The 21,348-nt window shown below is 71.0% G+C and carries 22 protein-coding genes; 12 read left to right on the plus strand and 10 right to left on the minus strand.

The window, feature by feature from the left end; all coding sequences use genetic code 11:
• Positions 1 to 51: 51 nt before the first annotated feature.
• Positions 52 to 1,098: a LacI family DNA-binding transcriptional regulator gene (locus FB391_RS08760; RefSeq protein ID WP_141894054.1), complete on the minus strand. Its 1,047-nt coding sequence runs from the start codon at positions 1,096 to 1,098 to the stop codon at positions 52 to 54.
• Positions 1,099 to 1,213: 115 nt separating this feature from the next.
• Here FB391_RS08760 and FB391_RS19665 point away from each other — a divergent pair, with 115 nt between their 5' ends.
• The 5 genes from FB391_RS19665 (at position 1,214) to FB391_RS08780 (ending at position 5,785) form a co-directional block, all read left to right on the plus strand.
• Positions 1,214 to 1,363, plus strand: a complete 150-nt coding sequence (locus FB391_RS19665; protein ID WP_185843010.1) for a hypothetical protein — start codon at positions 1,214 to 1,216, stop codon at positions 1,361 to 1,363.
• A 108-nt stretch (positions 1,364 to 1,471) separates the two neighbouring features.
• The gene (locus tag FB391_RS08765) at positions 1,472 to 2,719 is read left to right on the plus strand and encodes an alanine racemase (RefSeq protein WP_141894055.1); all 1,248 of its coding nucleotides are present in this window, start codon (positions 1,472 to 1,474) and stop codon (positions 2,717 to 2,719) included.
• The gene (locus tag FB391_RS08770) at positions 2,716 to 4,029 is read left to right on the plus strand and encodes a D-arabinono-1,4-lactone oxidase (protein ID WP_141894056.1); all 1,314 of its coding nucleotides are present in this window, start codon (positions 2,716 to 2,718) and stop codon (positions 4,027 to 4,029) included. The genes FB391_RS08765 and FB391_RS08770 overlap by 4 nt, the downstream gene beginning before the upstream one ends.
• 82 nt (positions 4,030 to 4,111) lie before the next feature.
• Positions 4,112 to 4,678, plus strand: coding sequence for a LemA family protein (locus tag FB391_RS08775; protein WP_141894057.1), 567 nt, complete (start codon positions 4,112 to 4,114; stop codon positions 4,676 to 4,678).
• Positions 4,679 to 4,687: 9 nt separating this feature from the next.
• Complete coding sequence (locus tag FB391_RS08780; RefSeq protein ID WP_141894058.1) at positions 4,688 to 5,785, plus strand: DNA glycosylase AlkZ-like family protein; 1,098 nt, start codon at positions 4,688 to 4,690, stop codon at positions 5,783 to 5,785.
• A gap of 6 nt (positions 5,786 to 5,791) precedes the next feature.
• On the opposite strand, the gene FB391_RS08785 is transcribed toward FB391_RS08780, so the two are convergent.
• Positions 5,792 to 6,283 (minus strand): hypothetical protein, encoded by a 492-nt coding sequence (locus tag FB391_RS08785; protein ID WP_141894059.1) that lies wholly within the window; start codon positions 6,281 to 6,283, stop codon positions 5,792 to 5,794.
• Between the two features lie 9 nt (positions 6,284 to 6,292).
• Positions 6,293 to 7,600, minus strand: a complete 1,308-nt coding sequence (locus FB391_RS08790; protein WP_246093429.1) for a winged helix-turn-helix domain-containing protein — start codon at positions 7,598 to 7,600, stop codon at positions 6,293 to 6,295.
• Positions 7,601 to 7,720: 120 nt separating this feature from the next.
• Between FB391_RS08790 and FB391_RS08795 the strand changes: the two genes are divergently transcribed.
• Both FB391_RS08795 and ilvA read left to right on the plus strand, forming a co-directional pair.
• Positions 7,721 to 8,911, plus strand: coding sequence for an AI-2E family transporter (locus FB391_RS08795; RefSeq protein ID WP_141894060.1), 1,191 nt, complete (start codon positions 7,721 to 7,723; stop codon positions 8,909 to 8,911).
• Positions 8,908 to 10,158 (plus strand): threonine ammonia-lyase, encoded by a 1,251-nt coding sequence (gene ilvA, locus FB391_RS08800; protein WP_141894061.1) that lies wholly within the window; start codon positions 8,908 to 8,910, stop codon positions 10,156 to 10,158. Before FB391_RS08795 ends, ilvA begins: the two co-directional genes overlap by 4 nt.
• A 36-nt stretch (positions 10,159 to 10,194) precedes the next feature.
• On the opposite strand, the gene greA is transcribed toward ilvA, so the two are convergent.
• Together greA and FB391_RS08810 are read right to left on the minus strand one after the other, a co-directional pair.
• Complete coding sequence (gene greA / locus FB391_RS08805) at positions 10,195 to 10,686, minus strand: transcription elongation factor GreA (RefSeq protein WP_141894062.1); 492 nt, start codon at positions 10,684 to 10,686, stop codon at positions 10,195 to 10,197.
• Between the two features lie 87 nt (positions 10,687 to 10,773).
• A complete protein-coding gene (locus FB391_RS08810; RefSeq protein WP_185843011.1) occupies positions 10,774 to 11,181 on the minus strand; it encodes a DUF4307 domain-containing protein in 408 nt (135 codons plus the stop codon).
• A 128-nt stretch (positions 11,182 to 11,309) separates the two neighbouring features.
• Here FB391_RS08810 and FB391_RS08815 point away from each other — a divergent pair, with 128 nt between their 5' ends.
• A complete protein-coding gene (locus FB391_RS08815; protein ID WP_246093430.1) occupies positions 11,310 to 11,645 on the plus strand; it encodes a hypothetical protein in 336 nt (111 codons plus the stop codon).
• Between the two features lie 43 nt (positions 11,646 to 11,688).
• Here the strand turns inward: FB391_RS08815 and trhA are convergent, their stop codons facing one another.
• Positions 11,689 to 12,432, minus strand: coding sequence for a PAQR family membrane homeostasis protein TrhA (gene trhA, locus FB391_RS08820; protein WP_246093431.1), 744 nt, complete (start codon positions 12,430 to 12,432; stop codon positions 11,689 to 11,691).
• A gap of 112 nt (positions 12,433 to 12,544) precedes the next feature.
• Here trhA and FB391_RS08825 point away from each other — a divergent pair, with 112 nt between their 5' ends.
• The 4 genes from FB391_RS08825 (at position 12,545) to FB391_RS08840 (ending at position 16,978) form a co-directional block, all read left to right on the plus strand.
• The gene (locus tag FB391_RS08825) at positions 12,545 to 13,330 is read left to right on the plus strand and encodes an isoprenyl transferase (protein WP_141894063.1); all 786 of its coding nucleotides are present in this window, start codon (positions 12,545 to 12,547) and stop codon (positions 13,328 to 13,330) included.
• Positions 13,331 to 13,389: 59 nt separating this feature from the next.
• Complete coding sequence (locus tag FB391_RS08830) at positions 13,390 to 14,520, plus strand: aminotransferase class V-fold PLP-dependent enzyme (protein ID WP_246093432.1); 1,131 nt, start codon at positions 13,390 to 13,392, stop codon at positions 14,518 to 14,520.
• Positions 14,521 to 14,720: 200 nt separating this feature from the next.
• Positions 14,721 to 16,091, plus strand: a complete 1,371-nt coding sequence (gene phoH2, locus FB391_RS08835; RefSeq protein WP_141894065.1) for an RNA 5'-3' helicase PhoH2 — start codon at positions 14,721 to 14,723, stop codon at positions 16,089 to 16,091.
• Positions 16,092 to 16,258: 167 nt separating this feature from the next.
• Positions 16,259 to 16,978: a hypothetical protein gene (locus tag FB391_RS08840; protein WP_141894066.1), complete on the plus strand. Its 720-nt coding sequence runs from the start codon at positions 16,259 to 16,261 to the stop codon at positions 16,976 to 16,978.
• 111 nt (positions 16,979 to 17,089) lie between these two features.
• Here the strand turns inward: FB391_RS08840 and FB391_RS08845 are convergent, their stop codons facing one another.
• The 4 genes from FB391_RS08845 to FB391_RS08860 are packed head-to-tail and all read right to left on the minus strand — an operon-like array spanning position 17,090 to position 21,348.
• Positions 17,090 to 17,746: a response regulator transcription factor gene (locus tag FB391_RS08845; protein WP_141894067.1), complete on the minus strand. Its 657-nt coding sequence runs from the start codon at positions 17,744 to 17,746 to the stop codon at positions 17,090 to 17,092.
• Positions 17,743 to 19,251 carry a sensor histidine kinase gene (locus FB391_RS08850; RefSeq protein WP_141894068.1) on the minus strand — a complete coding sequence of 503 codons (1,509 nt, stop codon included), beginning with the start codon at positions 19,249 to 19,251 and terminating at the stop codon, positions 17,743 to 17,745. The genes FB391_RS08845 and FB391_RS08850 overlap by 4 nt, the downstream gene beginning before the upstream one ends.
• Positions 19,252 to 19,297: 46 nt before the next feature.
• Positions 19,298 to 20,692 carry a class II fumarate hydratase gene (locus tag FB391_RS08855; RefSeq protein ID WP_141894069.1) on the minus strand — a complete coding sequence of 465 codons (1,395 nt, stop codon included), beginning with the start codon at positions 20,690 to 20,692 and terminating at the stop codon, positions 19,298 to 19,300.
• A gap of 47 nt (positions 20,693 to 20,739) precedes the next feature.
• Complete coding sequence (locus FB391_RS08860; protein ID WP_185843043.1) at positions 20,740 to 21,348, minus strand: carbonic anhydrase; 609 nt, start codon at positions 21,346 to 21,348, stop codon at positions 20,740 to 20,742.

The following is a 21,348-nucleotide window of genomic DNA, read 5'->3' on the forward strand; positions in this document are numbered from 1 at the left end:
CATCGTGGTAATTCAGGATGCAAGAGCCGGTTCCGCACGCGACCCGGCGCATCACGGGCGATAGCCCGCAGGCCTGCCCGCCGTGCTCGCGCGCTCGATCAGGGCGTGCGACAGCGTCACCGCGCGCGGGGCGGCGGTGCCGTCGTCGATGCGGGACTCGAGCAGGCCGATGGCGGCCTCGGCGAAGGCACGCCGATCGAAGGCGATCGTCGTGAGCGAGGGTGCCGTGAACTTCGAGAACTCCACGTCGTCGAAGCCGGTCATGATCACGTCGTCGGGGACGCGGATGCCGGCGTCATGCAGCGCATGCAGGGTACCGAGGGCGAGCGAGTCGGTGAGCGCGACCACGCCGTCGAAGCCGACCCCGCGTTCCAGCAGGATGCGCGTGGCCCGCGCTCCGGCCACCATCGACCAGGGGAGCTGATTGACCTCGAGCGCCGGATCGCTCGTGAGTCCGGCCTCACGCAGGGCATCGTGCACGCCCTCGCGACGAAGCCGGCTGGTGGCCGTCGCGATGGACGCATCGTCGTCGGCGCCGATCACGGCGATCCGCCGCGCCCCGTGCGCGAGCAGGTGCCTCGTCGCGTCGGCGGCCGCCCGACGGCTGTCGATGCGGACCTGATCGGCCCTGGTCTGCTCCACTTCGCCGATCACGACGACGGGCGGCAGGCGGCCCGCCGAGCGCAGCACACTGTCTTCGAAGCGAATGGGGTTCAGGATCAGTCCGTCGACGAGGTGCGCTCTCGCGCGGCGGAGGAGCTCATCCTCGCGCTGGGGCTCGACGGCGGTCTCTTCGATCTGCACGGCCAGTCCCCGCGCATGTGCCGCGGCGACGATGAGGTGGACGAGCTCTGCCGAGTACGCCGTGGCGAGATCGGGAAGGGCCACCGCGATCACGCCGGAGCGGCCGTTGCGCAACCCTCGCGCATTCAGGTTCGGCACGAAGTCGAGTTCGGCCATCGCCGCCTCGACTCTGGCCCTCGTCTTCTCACGCACCGGGATCGTGCCGGTGACGACATTCGACACGGTCTTGGGCGACACCCCCGCGAGGGCGGCCACATCCCTCATGGTCGCCCGAGCGGACGGCGCTCCGGTCATCGCGCCAGCCTAGCGGCGGCTTGGCGGAGTGCGCCCGCGCCGCGGTGGAGTCGCGAGGCCCCTCGAGTATGTCTGAATGGAGCGCTAGCCTGGGGGAAAACGCAAGGAGGCCGAGATGGAAGAGCAGAAGGGCACCCCGCAGGACGCTCCGAGGAGCGGCTGGCTGTGGAAGTTCGTCGCCCTCATCTTCGGCGCGCCGCCCATCGCCGTCTACGGGGCTGAAGAAGAGGTCGAGCAGGAGCGCGCGGAGCGCCGCGCCGGCTGATCCCCTTCTCCCGCGGGACGCGCGGGGTCATCGGGGTGCTCGCCCGTCATCGGACGGTCGGACGGGGCCCTATCCTGGAGCGATGCGCGCGCACCCGAAGCGAGCCGTATGAGTCTCGATCTGCTGTCCACCCCCACGGCGACGAAGCCGTGGAGCCACTCCGCGTCCTACTGGGGCGCCATGAGTCACGCTCTCGCCGATGTGAGCGGCCCCGTCGCCGCGATCAACGTCGAAGCGCTCCGTTACAACGCCCTCGACCTCGTGGTGCGCGCCGGCGGCGTGCCCATCCGCGTCGCGAGCAAGTCCGTGCGCGTCCGCGAGGTCATCGACGCCGTCCTCGCCCTTCCCGGCTACCAGGGCATCCTCGCGTTCACGCTCCCCGAGGCGCTCTGGCTGGCGCAGGATCGCGACGGCGCCCCCGGACACGACGACATCGTGCTCGGGTACCCGACTGTGGATCGCGCGGCGCTCGCCGCGCTCGCGGCCGATGAGGTCGCTGCATCCCGCATCACGCTGATGGTCGACGACCTCGCTCAGCTCGATCTCGTCGACGCGATCGCCGCGCCGGGCTCGCGGCCCGAGATCCGGGTGGCCATCGACGCCGACGCGTCGTGGCGCGCGCCCGCGCTCGGTCACATCGGCGTGTTCCGCTCGCCGGTGCACGATGCCCCCGAGGTCGCCGCGCTCGCCCGCTCGATCGCGGCGCGCGAGGGCTTCCGCCTCGTCGGCCTGATGATGTACGAGGCGCAGATCGCCGGGCAGGGCGATGCGACCGGATCGGGGGATGCCGTCATCCGGTGGATGCAGCGACGCTCCGGGTCCGAGCTGCTCGAACGCCGTGCCGCCATCGTCGCCGCCCTGCGCGACATCGCCCCGCTCGAGTTCGTCAACGGCGGCGGCACCGGATCGCTGGAGATGACGGCATCCGATCAGGCCGTCACCGAGGTCACCGCCGGCAGCGGGCTGCTGGCGGGGCACCTGTTCGACGGCTACCGCGCGTTCGATCCCGCCCCGGCCGCGGCCTTCGCCCTCGAGGTGGTCCGCAAGCCCGCGCCCGACATCGCCACCGTCCTCGGCGGCGGCTGGATCGCGTCGGGCCCCGCGCTGGAGTCCCGCCAGCCGCGTGCCGTCTGGCCGGAGGGGCTGCGCACCGTGCCACGCGAAGGCGCTGGCGAGGTGCAGACGCCGCTGCGCGGCGACGCCGCCCGAGGTCTGCGCGTGGGCGACCGGGTGTGGCTGCGCCACTCGAAGAGCGGAGAGCTGGCCGAACGCGTCGACCGCTATCACGTGGTCGACGGCAGCCGTCTCAGGGGGACGATCGCGACGTATCGCGGCGAGGGGAAGGCGTTCCTGTGACACGTCCAGGAGGAGTGTGGCGCAACTGGGGGCGCTCGGAGTCGGTCAGACCGCAGCGGATCGAGTTCCCGCGCACCGTCGAGGCGGTGCAGCGCGCCGTGGTGGCCGCCTCGGTGCGGGGTCTGCCGATCAAGGCCGTCGGCGCCGGACACAGCTTCACCGGCATCGCGGTGGCCCCCGGGGTGCTGCTGGAGCTGCGTGACCTCAGCGGGCTGGTCTCGGTCGACGCGGAGCGCAAGCGCGTGACGGTGCTCGCGGGCACACGGCTTCACCAGATCCCCGCACTACTGGCACCGTACGGTCTCGCGATGGAGAACCTCGGCGACATCGACAGGCAGTCGGTCGCCGGCGCGATCTCGACCGGGACGCACGGCACCGGTGCCCGCTTCGGCGGCATCGCCACCCAGGTCGTCGGCGCGACGCTCGTGACGGCATCCGGCGAGCTGCTGCGGATCGACGAGAGCGAGAACGCCGAACTGCTCCCGGCGGTGGCCCTCGGCCTCGGCGCGCTCGGCATCCTCGTCGAAGTGACGCTGCAGTGCGTCCCGGCGTTCGTGCTGCATGCGCTCGAGCAGCCCGAGACGCTGGAGGTCGTGCTGGCAGGGCTCGACGACCGGGTCGCCGCCGCCGATCACTTCGAGTTCTACTGGTTCCCGCACACCGACCGCGCGATGACGAAGACCAACACGCGACTGCCCGAGTCGGCGCCGCGGCATCCGCTGTCGCCGGTCGGCAAGTGGATCGACGACGCGTTCGTCGGCAGCGGTCTTCACCAGGTGGCCTGCACCACGGGAAAGCTGATCCCAGGGCTCGTGCCGCCGATCAACCGGCTGTCGGCGAAGGTCTGGGGCGACCGCGAGTTCACCGACGGCTCGGCGCGGGTGTTCGCGACGAGCCGGTCGGTGCGCTTCCGCGAGATGGAGTACGCCCTGCCGGTCGAGAACGTCCGTCCGGCGTTCGACGCGCTGCGCTCCCTGATCGACGAGCGCGGCTGGCGCATCGGCTTCCCGGTCGAAGTGCGCTTCGCGGCCGCCGACGATCGCTGGCTGTCGACCGCGCACGGCCGCGCGTCCGGGTACATCGCCGTGCACCGGTACTGGCGTGACGATCCGACGGAGTACTTCGAGGCCGTCGAGCAGATCATGCTGGGGTACGGCGGGCGTCCGCACTGGGGCAAGATGCACACCCTCGGCGCCGACGTGCTGCGGGAGCGGTATCCGCGTTTCGACGACTTCGTCGCACTGCGCGATCGACTGGACCCCGAGCGGCTGTTCCGCAACGCGTACCTCGACCGGGTGCTCGGTGGGTAACGGCTGAGAGTCCACAGCCCGCGCTCATGCCGCGCGTGCGTGCGTCGATAGGATGAGGGCACTATCGAACGGAGACTCGGCAATGGAATGGCTGATTCCAGTCCTCATCGTGGTGGCGCTGGTCGTCATCGCCGGCATCTACCTCTGGGCGACGTACAACTCCCTCGTCCAGCTGAATGTGCGCGTCGATGAGGCGTGGAGTGACATCACGGTGCAGCTGAAGCGTCGTGCCGATCTGCTGCCGAACCTCATCGAAGCCGTCAAGGGGTATGCCGCGCACGAGAAGGCCGTGTTCGAGAACGTGACGCGCGCCCGCGCCGAGACGCTGTCGGTCGCCGGCCCCGCGGACGCGGGCGTCGCCGAGGGGCACATGCAGCAGGCGCTGAAGTCGCTCTTCGCCGTCGCCGAGGCCTACCCGCAGCTGCAGGCGAGCCAGAACTTCCTCCAGCTGCAGCAGTCGATCGTCGACACCGAAGACAAGATCCAGGCCTCGCGCCGTTTCTACAACGGTGGTGTGCGCGAGCTGAACACCAAGATCAAGGTGTTCCCGAACAACATGTTCGCCCGCAATCTGGGCTTCCACGAGCGCGAGTTCTTCGAGGTCATCGACGGCGCCGCCATCTCGGAGCCCCCGCGCGTGCAGTTCTGACGTCGAGGCATGGTCCATCGGCTGACGCGTGAGCAGGCCCGTCGCATCGCCCTGCACGGGCAGCTGCTCACGGCCGAACGCCCGGCGGGCGTCGTCGAGACGATCGACGCGCTGACGATCCTGCCGATCGACCCGACCTCGGCGATCGCGCCGAGCGTCGACCTCATCCTGTGGAGCAGGCTCGGCTGGCCGTACCAGCCAGCCGATCTGGTGCGACTGTTCGAAGAGGACCGGGCCGTGTTCGAGTGGGGCGGGTTCTACCGCGCCATGACGGATCTGCCGCTGCTGCTGCCCGAGATGCGGCGGCGACCGGAGTCCGCCCAGGCACGCGAGTGGCTGGCCGCCAACGACGCCTTCCGACGCGAGACCCTGGCCCGGCTGCGCGCCGAGGGGCCCCTGCACGCGAGCGAGGTCCCCGACACGGCGCAGGTCTCGTGGCGGTCGTCGGGCTGGACGAACAACCGCAACAGCCAGCAGCTGCTGGAGCTGCTCGTGCTGTGCGGTGATGTGGCCGTGGCGTCGCGTGACGCCGCGGGCCGCCTGTTCGACGTGGCGGACCGGGTCTATCCCCGCGAGGTGCCGGAGGTGTCGGACGAGGATGCCGCCCGCGAGCGCGCCGAGCGCCGGCTCGCGGCGTTCGGGATCGCGCGCGCGAAGGGACTGGCGCAGCCCATCGAGCCGATCTCGGTGGGCGAACTGGGCGAGGAAGCGGTTGTCGACGGCGTCGACGGCGTGTGGCGGGTCGATCCCGAGGCGCTGGCGGCCGCCGACGACTTCGTGCCCCGCACGGCGCTCCTCTCGCCGCTGGACCGCGCGGTGTTCGACCGGCGCCGCCTGGAAGAGCTGTTCGCGTACGAGTACGTGCTGGAGATGTACAAGCCCGCCGCGAAGCGGCGGTGGGGGTACTTCGCGCTGCCCGTCCTGCACGGCGACCGGTTCGTGGGCAAGCTCGACGCCAAGGCGGATCGCAAGGCCGGTGTGCTGCGCATCCACGCCCTCCACGAGGACGAGCCGTTCGACGATGGAACCCGGGGAGCGGTGGAGGCCGAGATCCGTGACCTCGCGCGGTGGCTCGGACTCGCGCCGGTGGGTGCGGGGTTCGGATGACGCGCGTCAGCGCACCGACAGGATCGTCTGGTCGTCCCGGGCGCTGACCTCGCCCCGCAACGCCCACTCGTCGGTCCGATAGGTGAAGGCGCCCGGGGTGCCGTCGCGCGTCGTGCCGGTGGCCGTCGCCACCAGGACGCCGCCGGTCGCGTCGAACGACCGCCCGTCGGCTGAGAGCGCGACGACGGGGTACTGCTCGATGCGGAACGCGACCCCCGACAGCTCCGCGAGGTCTGCCGCCCAGGGCACGACGATTCCGCAGTGCTCCGGCACGGACGCGGCCGGCTCGGCGCACGCGTCCGCGTAGGCATCCAGCTGCTCCTGCATCGCGACCAGCGGGTCGGACGGGGGAGTGGGGGAGGCCGACGCCGGCGTGGAGGGCGTCGGTGTGCTGCCGGTGGGGCCGGTGCCCAGCGTCAGCCACCACGCGACTCCGGCACCGGCGACGAGGAGTGCGGCGCCGCCGGCGACGAGCCCGACGATCGCGCTGCGCTTCACCGTTCCACGCTAACCCGCGAGCTCCTCGTCGGCGAGTTCGTCGACCGCGGGCTCGTCCTCTGCCAGGGGGACGGCAGCCGACGGTCCGGCCTCGTGGCGCGAGGCCTCGGGCAGCACGCGGGCGAGATCATCGGTCGCATCGCCCCAGCGCGACACCGAGATGCTGTCGAGACCCTGCCAGGATGCCGCGAGCCGCAGCTGCTCGGCGAGGAGGGGTGCGGCATCCGCGGGGCTGCCGTGCTCCCACCACGCCGACTGCACGCGCAGGGTGGACGCGGCGCGGTCCGCCTTCAGGTCGACTCGGCCGACGATGTCGTCGCCGATGAGCACCGGCAGCGAGTAGTACCCGTACCGCCGCTTGGGTGCGGGGGTGTAGATCTCGATGCGGTACTCGAAGTCGAACAGGCGCTCGGCGCGATCGCGGAACCACACGACAGGGTCGAACGGCGTGAGGATGGCGGCCGCGTCGATCCGGCGCGGCACCGTCGCGTCGCGATGCAGCCACGCCGGTGCGGGGCGGCCCGCCGTCGTCCAGCCCTGCACGGTGACGGGGTGCAGCTCGCCTGCATCGACGAGATCGCCGACGGCTGCGAGCACGGCTCTGCGGTCGGCGATGCGCCAGTAGTCGGCCAGGTCGGCGGCCGTCGCGACGCCGTACGCCTTCGCCGCGCGGCCGACGAGCTCGCGCACGGCGTCCTCGCGCGGGATGTCGGCCTCCAGGGCAGCGGGTGGGATCACGTGCTCGGCGAGCGCGTAGCGCCGCTCGAAGCCGCGACGCCCCGCGATCGCCACATCGCCGAAGAGCCAGAGGTGCTCCAGCGTGCGCTTGACCACGTCCCAGTCCCACCAGGGTCCTCGTGCCCCCTTCTTCGCGTCGTGCTCGATCTGCGCAGGGCGCAGTGGTCCGCGATGGGCGAGCTCGGCGCGCACCCAGTCCACGATGTCGCGGTGGGTGTCGAACCAGCCGCCGGGCTCGCTGCCGTACTTGTCGCGCAGCGCGTCCATGCGGAACCGGAACAGGCCCCAGTCCGATGCCGGGATGAACGCGGCGACGTGCGCCCAGTACTCCACGTACGGCGCGCGGCGGGCGAACAGCAGACGGTCGAGCGCGGCCGTGTCGTACGACCCGACGCGCGCGAACAGCGGCATGTAGTGCGAGCGGGCGAACACGTTGACGGAGTCGATCTGCAGCGTCGCCATGCGCGCCAGCGCCGCGTTCAGCTGCCGTGTGCCGGCGGCCTCGGGACGCGCGCGCGCGAACCCCTGTGCGGCGAGGGCGACCCGGCGCGCCTCTGCGGCGCTCAGCGTGGACTTCACGCGCGCCAGACTAGCCGCGGCCTCCGACACCCGGACCCGCCCCGGTTCATGACCGCCACGGAATGCGACGCGCCTAGACTGTGTCAATGGTGCGGAACGGGCGAACGAGGAGATGGCGCGATGACCGGCTCCGATGACAAGTCCCGAGGCTCGCTGTTCGATGCGATCCGCGATCGCGGCAGGATCGTCTCCACCGAGACGTCCGCCTCGGTGCCGCACGGGCTCAAGGTCGCGACGGCCTACTCCTGGCGGTTCCTCGTCGTGGCCGCGGCCATCGGCGTGGCGGTGTGGCTCGTCATCCAGCTGAAGCTGCTGGTGATCCCGCTGCTCATCGCCATCCTCATCACGGCGCTGCTGTGGCCCGCATTCGCCTGGATGCTGCGGCACCGGGTGCCGCGCTGGCTCGCGATCGTCATCTCGGTCGTCGGCACGCTGGCCATCGTGACCGGACTCCTCTGGCTCGTGGTGTGGCAGATCATGGCGCAGTGGCCTTCGGTTCAGGCGAGCACCGCGGCAGCCGTCGAGCAGTTCCGGCAGTACCTGCTGAGCGGCCCCTTCGACATCTCCGAGACGGACATCGACGGCTGGCTGGCCACGGCCGGTGGGTTCCTGCAGGAGCAGGCCGAGCTGCTGTGGAGCGGCGCGCTCGCGATCGGCTCGACCCTCGGCCATGTCGCGACCGGGGCGGTGCTCGCCTTCTTCATTCTGCTGTGCCTCCTGGCCGACGGCGCCGGCATCTGGCGGTGGACGCTGCGCCTCTTCCCGAAGAAGGCGCGGCCCGCCGCGGACGGAGCCGGCCGTGCAGGCTGGATCACCGTCGTCAACTACGCGCGCACGCAGCTGCTGGTCGCCACGATCGACGCCATCGGCATCGGCCTCGGTGCGGCCCTGCTGGGCGTCCCCCTGGCGATCCCGGTCGCGGTGCTGGTGTTCCTCGGCGCCTTCGTGCCGATCGTCGGCGCGGTGGTCACCGGAGCGGTGGCGGTGTTCCTCGCCCTGGTCTACAACGGCCCGTGGATCGCGCTGTGGATGCTGGTGGTCGTGCTCGGCGTGCAGCAGCTCGAAGGACACGTGCTGCAGCCCCTCCTCATGGGCTCGGCGGTCAAGGTCCACCCGCTGGCCGTCGTGCTCGTGGTGGCAGGCGGAGCGATGATCGCCGGCATCCCGGGCGCGCTGTTCGCCGTCCCGCTCGCCGCCTTCGTCAACGTCGTCGCGGTGTACATCGGCGAGCGGTCCTGGCAGACCGGCGCGAGACCCACCGGCGACCTCATCTGGAGCACCGTCCCCCGAACCAGGAGAGCCCGTTCGTGAGCACGACCCCCTCGTCCGCCGTCCATCGACCGACCCTGGCGGACTTCGAGGATGCCGCCGCCACCCTCGAAGGCGTGATCTCGCACACGCCGCTGGACGAGTCGCAGCATCTGTCTGACCTGCTGGGCGTGCCGGTGCACCTCAAGCTCGAGAACCTCCAGCGCACGGGATCGTTCAAGATCCGCGGCGCGACGTACCGACTGTCGAGGCTGACGCCCGAGGAGCGCGCCCGCGGCGTCGTCGCCGCCTCGGCCGGAAACCACGCGCAGGGCGTCGCGCTGGCCGCGAAGGCGCTCGGCATCCCCGCGACGATCTTCATGCCGTTGGGCGTGCCCGTGCCCAAGCTGCTCGCGACGCGCGGCTACGGCGCAGACGTCGTGCTGGAAGGCGCGACCGTCGAGACGCCGCTGCGGCTGGCGGCGGAGTTCGCCGAGCGCACCGGCGCGGTCTTCATCCACCCGTTCGACCACCCCGATGTGATCGCGGGCCAGGGGACGCTGGGGCTCGAGCTGATGGATGAGGTGCCCGGCCTCGACACCATCGTGCTCGGCATCGGCGGCGGCGGCCTCATCGCCGGCGTGGCCGCCGCGGCGAAGGCCCGCGCCGCCGCCGAGGGACGCAGCATCCGGATCATCGGCGTCCAGGCCGAGAACTCCGCGGCCTACCCGCCGTCGCTGGCCGCCGGCGAACCGCTCGACGTCCCGACCCTGCCGACCATCGCCGACGGCATCGCGGTCGCACGACCCGGCGATCTGCCCTTCGAGATCATCCGTGACCTCGTCGACGAGGTCGTGACGGTCTCGGAGGACGACATCGCCCGGGCCCTCCTCGTGCTGCTGGAGCGCGCGAAGCAGGTCGTCGAGCCTGCGGGCGCCGTCGGGGTCGCTGCCATTCTCGCGGGCAAGGTCGTCGCGACCGGGCCCACGGTCACGGTGCTCTCGGGCGGCAACATCGACCCGCTGCTGCTCCAGCGCGTCGTCGCCCACGGGCTGTCGGCATCCGGCCGATACATGACGCTGCGGATCCCGCTGCCGGATCGTCCCGGCCAGCTGGCGCGCGTGTCGGATCTGCTCGCGATCGCGGGCGCCAACGTGATCGAGGTGCTGCACACGCGGCACGGGCAGGGCCTGCAGATCAGCGAGGTGATCCTGCAGCTGAGCGTCGAGACGCGGGGCGAGGAGCACCGCGCGCACGTCATCGCCGTGCTCGAGGAGGCCGGCTTCACCCCGACCGTGGTCGTCGACTAGACCGTCGACGAGACGACCGGGGCTCCGGCCGGCGGATCACTGACCGTTGTAGGTCTCGACCTTGACGATCTCGACGGAGATCTCGCGGCCGTTGGGCGCGGTGTACGAGGTCTTCTCGCCCTCCTTGCGACCGAGGATCGCGGTGCCCAGGGGTGATGCCTCGCTGTAGACGTCGAGCTCGCTGCCGACCGCGATCTCGCGGTTGCCGAGCAGGAAGACCTCTTCGCCGCCGGCCACGATCGCCGTGATCACGGTGCCCGGCTCGACGATGCCGTTGCTCTCGGGCGCCTCGCTGACGGTGGCGGTCTTCAGCAGCTGCTGCAGGGTGCGGATCCGCGCCTCCTGCTTGCCCTGCTCGTCCTTGGCGGCGTGGTAGCCGCCGTTCTCCTTGAGGTCGCCCTCTTCGCGGGCGGCCTCGATGCGCTTGGCGATCTCTTCGCGACCGGTCGTCGACAGATGCTCGAGCTCGGCGGCCAGACGGTCGTATGCGTCCTGCGTGAGGAACGTCACGGGTGCATCGTTGGACACGGCTGACTCCTTGGGGTCCGGGGGATAAACCGAACGCCCCGGCTCTCGGCCAGGGCGCGATTCGAGGTGAACTCCCGCCAGACTACGTCAGTCCGCCGGGTTGGGCAAAACCCAGCAGGAGTTCACGAAGCCGGTCGTGGCGAGCGCCGTGGTCGGGATGGCCTCGCGGAACGCGCGCGCGTGCTCGTCCGACGCGGGCAGTTCGACGACCCGCCAGCCGACGACGCCGTGCTCCTGGTCCTGCGCCTCGATGGCGCACGCCACCGCGGATCCCGGGGGCGCGGTGATCTGGAAGCCGAGCGACACCGAGTGGGCGTCGACGACCTCGAACGCGGTCGTGTCGGCATCCACGTCGTCGAGGGCGCCGCTGACCGTGAACCAGCCGAACAGGGCCACCACCGCGACGGCGAGGACGATGCCTCCGCCGATGAGCCAGCGGCGCGCGGGCGAGCGGCGACGGCCGTAGCGGTCGTCGAGCATCTCCTGCGTGGTCACGCCGCTCCTCTCGGGGCCGCGGCCGTCCGTGGCGGATCGGCCGGAAGATTAGGCTGGAACTCCAGGCTATGCGCTTCCGGGCATCGCCGATGACCGCGCCCGTGCGAGCGGGCAGAGCGAGGACCCCCATGCTTCACGTGATCGCCGCTTTCGTCAGCACCGGGATCGTCGGTGCCGCCGGATCGCCGACACCGACGCCCACTCCCACTCCGGCGGTCAACCCCGATCTGGTGACGCCCGGAGTCGTCGGATTCCTCGCCACGGCGTTCGTGGCGATCGCCGTGATCCTGCTGGTGTGGGACATGATGCGTCGCATCCGGCGGGGTCGCGTCCGCGCGGACATCCGCGAGGAGCTGGATGCCGAGGAGCAGGCCGAGCGTGCGGTGGAGGCCACCGAGACGGACGACGACGAGGTCGACGCGGGCGGCGACGGCGCGGACGACCCGAAGACGCCGCGCGCCTGACCGGGCGGCATCCTGTTCCGCGCGCCGCCGCGGGAGGCCTGGCTCAGCCGGGCAGGCCGAGCGAGGGCGACAGCGGGCGCAGCGCGATGAGCAGGCACGCCGCCCAATGGCACAGGAACGCCAGCACGGTGCACACGTGGAAGATCTCGTGGAAGCCGAAGTGGCCGGGCCACGGATTGGGCCGCTTCAGCGCGTACACGACCGCGCCGCCCGTGTAGAGCAGACCGCCGATGATGACGAGCACCATCATCGCCGCGTTCGCCTGGAACAGGTCGACGATGTACATGACCGCCGCCCAGCCCAGCACGAGGTACAGGGCGACGTAGAGCCAGCGCGGCGCGTTGATCCAGAAGACGCGGAACAGGATGCCCAGGATCGCGCCGGTCCACACCAGGACGAGCAGCAGCATGCCCTTCTGCGGCGGCAGCGCGAGCACGGCGATCGGCGTGTACGTCCCCGCGATGAGCAGCAGGATGTTCGCGTGGTCGATCCGCTTGAGGATCGCCTTCGTCTTGGGCTTCCAGTTGAACCGGTGGTACAGGGCCGAGTTGCCGAACAGCAGCAGCGAGGTCGCCATGAACACCGCCGAGGCCCACTTCGCCGGGGCGCCCTGCGCGAGCGCGATCAGCACGATCCCCGCGGCGATCGCCACGGGGAACGTGCCCGCGTGTATCCAGCCGCGCCAGCTGGGTTTGACCTCGGGGGCGGCCGCGTCGACGGCGGCCGCGTCCATGAGCGGCAGCACGGGGACCTCGGGGGCCCGGGGAAGGCGACGACGGCGGCTCATGGTCCCAGCGTAGATCCCGGTGCATGCCGCGCGCGGAACATACTCCGTCTCAGGGATGCCGGGACCCAGTGCCACGCTAGGGGCACCGCCTGCGGCGGGGTAGCGTAGGCGTGTGGCGCGCGGCGAGACGAACGAGGGCAGGGGCCCCCTCTACCGGCTCTACATCAACCGTCTGCGGCGACGTCTGGATCCGGCATCCGCTCCCCGCCATGTCGCGATGATGATCGACGGCAACCGGCGCTGGGCGAAGCAGCTCGGCTACGACTCCGCCGCGCACGGCCACCGCGCCGGCGCCGCGAAGATGAAGGAGTTCCTGCGCTGGTGCGACGACGTCGGCATCCGCGTCGTGTCGCTGTACCTGCTGTCGAACGACAACCTGCGCAAGCGGGACTCGCGGGAGCTGTCGGACCTCATCGAGATCATCGCTCAGCTGGCCGACGAGCTGTCGCGCGAGCGGGACTGGCGCGTCAAGCACGTCGGCCGCGCCGACTCGCTGCCGGCCGATCTCGCACGCGTGCTCGCCGACGTCGAGCAGCGCACGCAGGGCAATCCGGGAATGCACGTCAACCTCGCGGTCGGGTACGGCGGACGCGGCGAGATCGTCGACGCCGTGCGCAGCATCATCGCGCAGCACCAGCAGGAGGGCGGCTCGCTCGAAGAGCTCGCCGCGAGCCTCACGCCCGAGCAGATCGGCGAGCACCTCTATACGGGCGGTCAGCCCGACCCCGACCTGGTGATCCGCACGTCGGGGGAGCAGCGGCTGAGCGACTTCCTGCTGTGGCAGTCCGCGCACAGCGAGTTCTACTTCGTCGAGGCGCTGGGACCGGATCTGCGCGAGGTGGACTTCCTGCGCGCGATCCGCGACTTCACCTCGCGCGACCGGCGCTACGGCGGCTGAGGGCCCTCCTTCGGGCGCGGGAGCGGCCGGGTGAGCGCTTGCCCTCGCGCTCTGCCAGAATGTTCGGCGTGACCGATCTGGAGTCGTATCTCGCGTCGTTCGACGGCGAGCCGGGATATCTCGACTGGGCCGCATTCGGCCCCCTCTCACCCGCGGTGCGCAGCGAGGCGCAGGGTGACACGGAGCTCCTCGGCTCTGGTCGCCGCACGAGCATCGCGCTCGTGGCCGACCACGTGCGCGAAGCCCGTGAGCTCGTCGCCGAGCTGATCGGCGCGGATGCCGCGCAGGTCGTGCTGCAGCCGTCGACGACGTACGGGCTCATGCATGCGATCTACGGCCTGGCCGGCGGGCTGATGCTGGGGCGCGGCGAGTTCCCGAGCCTCACGGTCGCCGCGACGCGCGCGTCCGAGGCGCTCGGCTCGCTGCAGCTGCAGTGGCTCGAACCCGCCGACGGCATGATCACGCCCGAGGTCGTGCGCGACGCGCTCACCGACGACACGCGCGCCGTGGCGGTCAGCCTCGTCGACTTCCGCACCGGCTACCGCGCCGACCTCTCGGCGCTGCGCGACATCATCGACGACCGCCTGCTCATCGTCGACGCGACGCAGGGCTTCGGCATGGTGGATGCGGACTACCTCGCCGCCGATGTCGTGTGCGGCCACGGCTACAAGTGGCTGCGCGCGGGTCGCGGCACCGGCTTCGCGTGGTTCGGCGACCGCGCGCTGGAGCGCATCGCGCCGGTGCTGTCGGGTTTCCGCGGCGTCGAGGGAGAGCTCCCCGTCGACAACGTCCCCGGACCGGCGACGTCCGCCCAGGCGTTCTCGGTGGCCGGCGACGACACCCTCGCCGCGGCACGGCTCGCCACGGCGCTGCGCGAGATCGCCGACGTGGGCGTGGCATCCATCGCGTCCGAGCTCACCGCGCGGGCCTCCGACGTCATGTTCTTCGCCGATCGCTACGAGATCCCCGTGGTCACTCCGCGCGAGCCCGAGCGGCGCGCCGGGATCGTGACGCTCGAGCCCGCCGCGCAGGATGCCGGGCCGCTCGCGGCATCCCTCGCGAACCACGGCCTCACGGTCACGACCCGTGCCGGCCGGATCCGCGTCGCGCCGCACGTCGGCACGGGCGCCGACACGCTGCGTCTGTTCGGCGACGCCCTGGCCGCGTTCGCGTCGACCCGCGTGTGGTGAGCGGATGCCGCGGCCGCCGGCATCCCCGTCACGAAGAGTTCATCTGCAATCTGCGTGTCGGGCGCGCCGGATGTCGTCGGTCCGTCGTACTTTGATCGCATCGGGCAAGGAGCCCGGTCGAGTCGGCCTCAGGATCGCGACTCGTGACTCACCGGTCGACTCGTGACTGCCGGGTGAACCACCCGGGGCGGGAGTGGGTTGTGACCACACGAGCACCACACGAGCAGCGCAGTCAGGATCTCGAGCAGGTCGCCCTGTCGGATCGGGAGCTTCCCGGTCAGGACCTGCGAACCTACGTCCTCGACACGTCGGTGCTGCTGAGCGATCCGCGGGCCTTCTTCCGCTTCGCCGAGCACAACGTCGTGATCCCGGTCGTCGTGATCACCGAGCTCGAAGGCAAGCGGCACGACCCCGAGATCGGCTACTTCGCCCGGCAGGCGCTGCGCCACCTCGACGAGCTGCGTGTCGAGCACGGGCGGCTCGACTTCCCCGTGCCGGTCGGCAGGGGCGGCACGCTCCGCGTCGAACTGAACAACACCGACGCCGGGGTCCTGCCCTCGGGCATGCGGCTGGGCGACAACGACAGCCGCATCCTGGCGGTGGCGATGCATCTCGCGCAGGACGGGCAGGAGGTCACGGTCGTCTCGAAGGACCTGCCGATGCGGGTCAAGGCCGCATCGCTAGGGGTGAGCGCTGAGGAGTACCTCGCCGAGCAGGCGGTCGACTCCGGGTGGACCGGCATCTCAGAGATCGACGTGTCGGGCGACGACATCAGCGACCTGTATGAGAGCGAGGTCGCCGCCAGCGACGACGTCAGAGGACTCCCGGTCAACACGGGTCTGATCATCCACTCCGAGCGCGGCTCGGCTCTCGGTCGTGTCGTCGGCGACGGCGAGTACCGGCTCGTCCGCGGCGACCGGGAGGTGTTCGGCCTCCACGGCCGCTCGGCGGAGCAGCGCATCGCGATCGACCTGCTGCTCGATCCCGAGGTGGGCATCGTGTCGCTCGGCGGACGCGCCGGCACCGGCAAGTCGGCCCTGGCGCTGTGCGCGGGTCTCGAGGCGGTGCTGGAGCGGCAGCAGCAGCGCAAGATCATCGTGTTCCGGCCCCTGTTCGCCGTCGGCGGGCAGGAGCTCGGCTACCTGCCGGGCGACCAGCAGGAGAAGATGAACCCGTGGGGCCAGGCGGTGTACGACACCCTCGGGTCGGTGGTCTCGGGCAACGTCCTCGACGAGGTCGTCGAGCGGGGCATGCTCGAGGTCCTGCCCCTGACCCACATCCGCGGACGCTCACTGCATGACGCGTTCGTGATCGTCGACGAGGCGCAGTCGCTGGAGCGCAACGTCCTGCTGACGGTGCTGAGCCGGATCGGCCAGAACTCGAGGGTGGTGCTGACGCACGACGTGGGCCAGCGTGACAACCTCCGCGTCGGCCGCCACGACGGCGTCGCCTCGGTCATCGAGACGCTCAAGGGTCACGGGTTGTTCGGTCACGTCACGCTGGTGCGCTCCGAGCGCTCGGCCATCGCCGCACTGGTCACCGACCTGCTCGAGGCCGGCGAGCTCGCCTGAAACACCCCGGACGGCCGGGGACGCACGAGGGCCGGGATGCCGCATCCCGGCCCTCGTCGTCGTAACCGGATGAGAAGAGTCTCATCGCGATCCGGTGCTTTCGGCCTTCGGCGTCTGTCACCATGGAGGGGAGGAACTGCGCACAGCAGGGGAGTGGGGAACGCACTGTGGACGCACGAACGGGGCTCGTGATCGGCGGCATGACCGCTGTCGCAGCGAGCGTCGCCGTCGTCTGCGCCGTCGCGATGACCAACACCGCCGCCCTCAAGGACACGCCCGCGACGACCGTCGCCGCCGCACGCATCCTCGTGCCGGCCGCGTCCTCGCCGTCCGCGACCCCGTCGCCGTCTCCCGTCGTGCCCGCGCCGGTCGTGACGCCGAACGAGGCCGAGGTCGTCGAGGCGCCGGATCCGACCGAGGTCGTGCCGTCCGTCCCCGGCGAATCCACTCCACCGCCCGCTGCGGCAGCGGCGCCTCCGGCCCCGGCCGCGGAGAAGTCCGTCGGCGATGTGGATGCGGCGATCGAGGCGGCCCGTGCCACGGGCACGTGGGACTCGCTGCGTGCGTGGGCCGCGGCCCGAGGATGGTCGACGGGTCGCATCGACGCCCTGATCGAGCGTCTCGTCCGCGAAGCCACGGCCGACCGCCTGACCGGGAGCGCCGAGCTTCAGGGCCCCGGTGCCGGCGAGCCCGCGCAGAAGGAGGCGGGGACCGCGGAGCGCAATGGTTCGCTCCAGACGCAGGTCGCTCCGTCGAAGCCCCAGGTCACTCAGCAGAAAACTCACCCCGAGCACCCCGCGAACGCGGGTTCGAACGGGAACGGCAACGGTGCCGGACCCCACGCGAAGAAAGACCAGTCGCGCAATTCCCCAGACAAGCGCGACTGACGGCGGTCGGATCCCCCAGTCCGGCCCTTCACAGCCCCCGGCGTCCCCCAGCGCCGGGGGCTTCTTCGTCCCTGGGGAAGCGCTCGCCGGTGCGGACGGACCGCCGCGCGCTCACTCCCAGCGGTACCCGGCGCCCCGCACGGTGACGATGTGGTCCGGCCCGAGCTTTCCGCGGAGATACCGGACGTAGACGTCGACGACGTTCGACCCGGGGTCGAAGTCGAGGCCCCAGACCCGGCTGAGCAGCTGCTCCCGGCTGAGCACCCGGCCGGGGTTGCGCAGGAACTGCTCGGCGAGGGCGAACTCGCGTGCCGACAGATCGACCTCGCGGCCGTCGACCGTCGCCCGCCGCGCCAGGATGTCGAGAACGACGGCACCGTGCGAGACCGAGACGCCCTGCTGCGGCACGCTCTCGCGCAGCCGTGACCGGACGCGGGCGAGCAGCTCTTCGAACGTGAACGGCTTGGGGACGTAGTCGTTGGCTCCGGCATCCAATCCCGCGACGGTGTCCCGTGTGCTCGAGCGTGCCGTCAGCATGATGACCGGCACCGCCGAACCGCGCGCGCGCAGCGCCCGCAGCACTTCGAAGCCGTCCATGGTGGGCAGGCCGACATCGAGCAGCACGAGGTCGGCGTCGCCGCGCAGCGCGGCTTCCAGCGCCTCGGGGCCGTCGTCGACCACGGTCGTCTCATACCCGGCCGACTCCAGTCCGCGGCTCACGAACGCGGCGATCCGCGGCTCGTCTTCGACGATGAGGATCCTCGTCATCCAGACGCCTCCCGTTGCAGCACGACATCGCCCGCACGCACGGGAGCCGGCAGTTCAGCCTCGGACAGAGGCAGGTGGATGGTGAAGGTCGCGCCGCCGCCGGGAGTGTCGGTGACGGCGCAATGTCCGCCGTGGCCTTTCGCGATCGCGTCCACGATCGCGAGGCCGAGCCCCGAGCCGCCCACGGTCCGATGGATGTGGGCGCGGTCGAACCGGCGGAAGATGCGCACACGGGCCGCCGGCGGGATGCCGGCGCCGTGGTCGCGCACCCACAGTCGCGCGCCGTCGGCACGTGTGGAGCTCCCGATCTCGATCGGGCTGCCCGCGGGCGTGTACTTGGCGGCGTTGTCGGCGAGCTGCAGCCAGGCCTGCAGCAGCCGGTCGCTGTCGCCCGCGACGGTCCCGGAGGCATGCGCCTCGACCGTCCACGTGTGGTCGGGGATCACCGCGACGAGCTCGCCGACGCGCGCTGTCAGCGCGGCGAGGTCGACCGGCGACATCGTGTACGAGTCCGCCTCCGCGGCGGCCAGCAGGTCGATGTCCTCGACCAGGCGGGCGAGCCGGTCGAGCTCCGAGATGCCGATGTCGCGCGCCGAGGCGACGTCCACCGCATCCCGCGGATTCATGAGCTCGAGGTGCCCGCGCACGATCGTGATGGGGGTCTTGAGCTCGTGGCGCACGTCGTCCAGCAGCTGACGCTGGACGTCGACGGAGCCTTCGAGCCGATCGAGCATCGAGTTGACCGTGCGCGACAGATCGGCGATGTCGTCGTTGCCGTGCGGCTCGAGGCGAGCAGAGAGGTCGCTGATCGAGATCGAATCCGCGGTCTCGCGCAGGTGCCGGATGGGAGAGAGCAGCCGGCCTGTCACGAACCACCCCACGACCCCGACCGCGGCGAGCACCACCAGCGCCGCGATGATGTAGGTCGTCATGGCGAACGTCACCGGCTGCAGCTCCGCCCCGAGATCGATCGCGCGGAGGTAGAGGCCCTGCCGCGGGTCGCCGGGCATCGACACCGGGATCGCGATGTAGCGCAGCGATCCGATGTCTGTGGCGATGGTGCCCATCTTCGTCGCGCCGCCCTCGGTCTCGGCGATCGCCCGGTCGATGAGCTCGTGCTGGTCCTCGATGCTGAACCCCGACAGTGTCGACGGCACCCATCGCGGCACGCCGTCGACGAGCGCCAGCGATGCCTCGTTCCGTGCCGGCACCAGACGGGCGACGACGGCGTTCAGGTACTCGTCGATCGACGAGTACTGATTGATGTCGAGCTCGTCGGTCGCCTCGGACGCCCCGTCGCTGCCGGCAGGAGCCGTCGGATCCTGCGCCACCGCCTGCAGCGACTTCACCTGCGTCTTCAGCCGCTCGTCGACGTTGCTGATCGCCTGCTCGCGCTGCACCACGAACGTCACGCTCCCCACGATCGCGAGCCCCACGCACGCGACCGCCAGGATCGCCGAGAGGATCCTGACGCGCGCGGGAACCGGGCGGGTCGAGCGGGACATGTCCTGATTATCCCGCCGACGCGGCACGAGCGGCACAGGGGCTTTTTCAGCCCGGGTGCGTCATTGACAGCAGGTCGAGCTTCTCGTCGAGCTGCTCGAGCGTCAGCTCCCCGCGCTCGACGTAGCCGAGGTCGATGACGGCCTCGCGCACCGTGATGCCCTTCGCGACCGAGTGCTTGGCGATCTTGGCGGCCGCCTCGTATCCGATGAGCTTGTTGAGCGGCGTCACGATCGACGGCGACATGCCCGCGTACGCGGCCGCGCGCTCGACATCGGCCTGCAGACCCGTGATCGTCTTGTCTGCGAGCACGCGCGACACGTTCGCGAGCAGCTCGATCGACTCGAGGACGGCGCTTCCCATGATCGGGATGGCCACGTTCAGCTCGAACGAGCCCGAGGCTCCCGCCCAGGCGACGGTCGCGTCGTTGCCGATCACGCGCGCGCACACCATGAGAGTGGCCTCGGGGACGACCGGGTTGACCTTGCCGGGCATGATCGACGACCCCGGCTGCAGGTCGGGGATGTGCAGCTCGCCGAGACCGGTGTTGGGACCGGAGCCCATCCAGCGGAGGTCGTTGTTGATCTTGGTGAGCGAGACCGCGATGGTGCGCAGTGCGCCGGATGCCTCGACCAGCGCGTCACGGTTCGCCTGGGCCTCGAAGTGGTCCTTCGCCTCGGTGATCGGCAGCTCGGTGTCGTCGACGATGAGCTCGATCACGCGCTGCGGGAAGCCGAGCGGGGTGTTGATGCCGGTGCCGACGGCCGTGCCGCCGAGCGGGACCTCCGCGACGCGGGGGATCACCGCTTGCACGCGCTCGATGCCCAGGCGGATCTGACGCGCATAGCCGCCGAACTCCTGTCCGAGGGTGACGGGGGTCGCGTCCATCAGGTGCGTACGACCGGACTTCACGACCTCCTTCCATTCCTCGGCCTTCGCCTCGAGCGCCACCGCGAGGTGGTCGAGAGCGGGGATGAGGTCGTCGATGAGCTCCTGCGTGGCGGCGATGTGCACCGAGGTCGGGAAGACGTCGTTGGAGGACTGCGACGCGTTGACATGGTCGTTCGGGTGCACCGTCGCGCCGAGGGCCTGCGTCGCGAGCGTCGCGAGCACCTCGTTCATGTTCATGTTCGACGAGGTGCCGCTGCCGGTCTGGTAGACGTCGATCGGGAACTGGTCGGCGTACTCGCCCGCGATGATGCGGTCGGCGGCGCCGGCGATGGCGTCCGCGATCGCGCCGTCGAGCGTACCCAGCTCTTTGTTGGCGAGCGCGGCGGCCTTCTTGATCCGCGCGAGCGCCACGATCTGGGCGGGCTCCAGGCGGTCACCCGAGATCGGGAAGTTCTCGACGGCGCGCTGGGTCTGCGCGGCGTACAGGGCGTTCTTGGGCACGCGCACCTCGCCCATGGTGTCGTGCTCGATGCGGTACTCGGTGTCGGTCACGTCGTCGTTCCTCACGTGTGTGCAGGGGTTGGGGTCGGGGAAGATGCTCAGGCTGCGGCGTCGATGCCGACGGACACGACCGGGACGGCGGTGCCCTCCGCGAGCCGGTAGTTGGCACCCACGATGCCGAGGGCGCCCGAGGCCACCGCGTCGCTGATCAGCTCGGACGACTGCAGGATGTCGGCGACGGTCGTGCTGAGGTGCTCGCGTCCGACGGCCTCGGCATCGATGTCCGAGGTCGCGACGGTGGTGCCCGCACTGCGCTGCACGCGCCGGACGGCGGGTACGATCGGCGCGATGAGCCGCCAGATGTGAGCGGGAAGCGCCGGCGTCTCGGGGTCGGTGCTGTCGATCGCGGCGCGCACGGCGCCGCACGCGTCGTGCGCGAGCACGACGATGAGCGGCACCTTCAGCACCGCCACCGCGTATTCGAGGCTGCCGATCACCGACTCCGACACCACCTGGCCCGCGTTGCGCACGACGAACAGGTCGCCCAGGCCGTTGTCGAAGATGATCTCGGCGGCCAGTCGCGAGTCCGAACAGCCGAACAGCACCGCCTGCGGGCGCTGGCCGTCGGCGAGCTCATGACGCCGGTCGACGTCCTGATGCGGGTGCTGCGGCTCGCCGGCGACGAAGCGCGCGTTGCCGCGCAGCAT

This window comes from Microbacterium kyungheense (assembly GCF_006783905.1).
Lineage (GTDB): Bacteria > Actinomycetota > Actinomycetes > Actinomycetales > Microbacteriaceae > Microbacterium > Microbacterium kyungheense.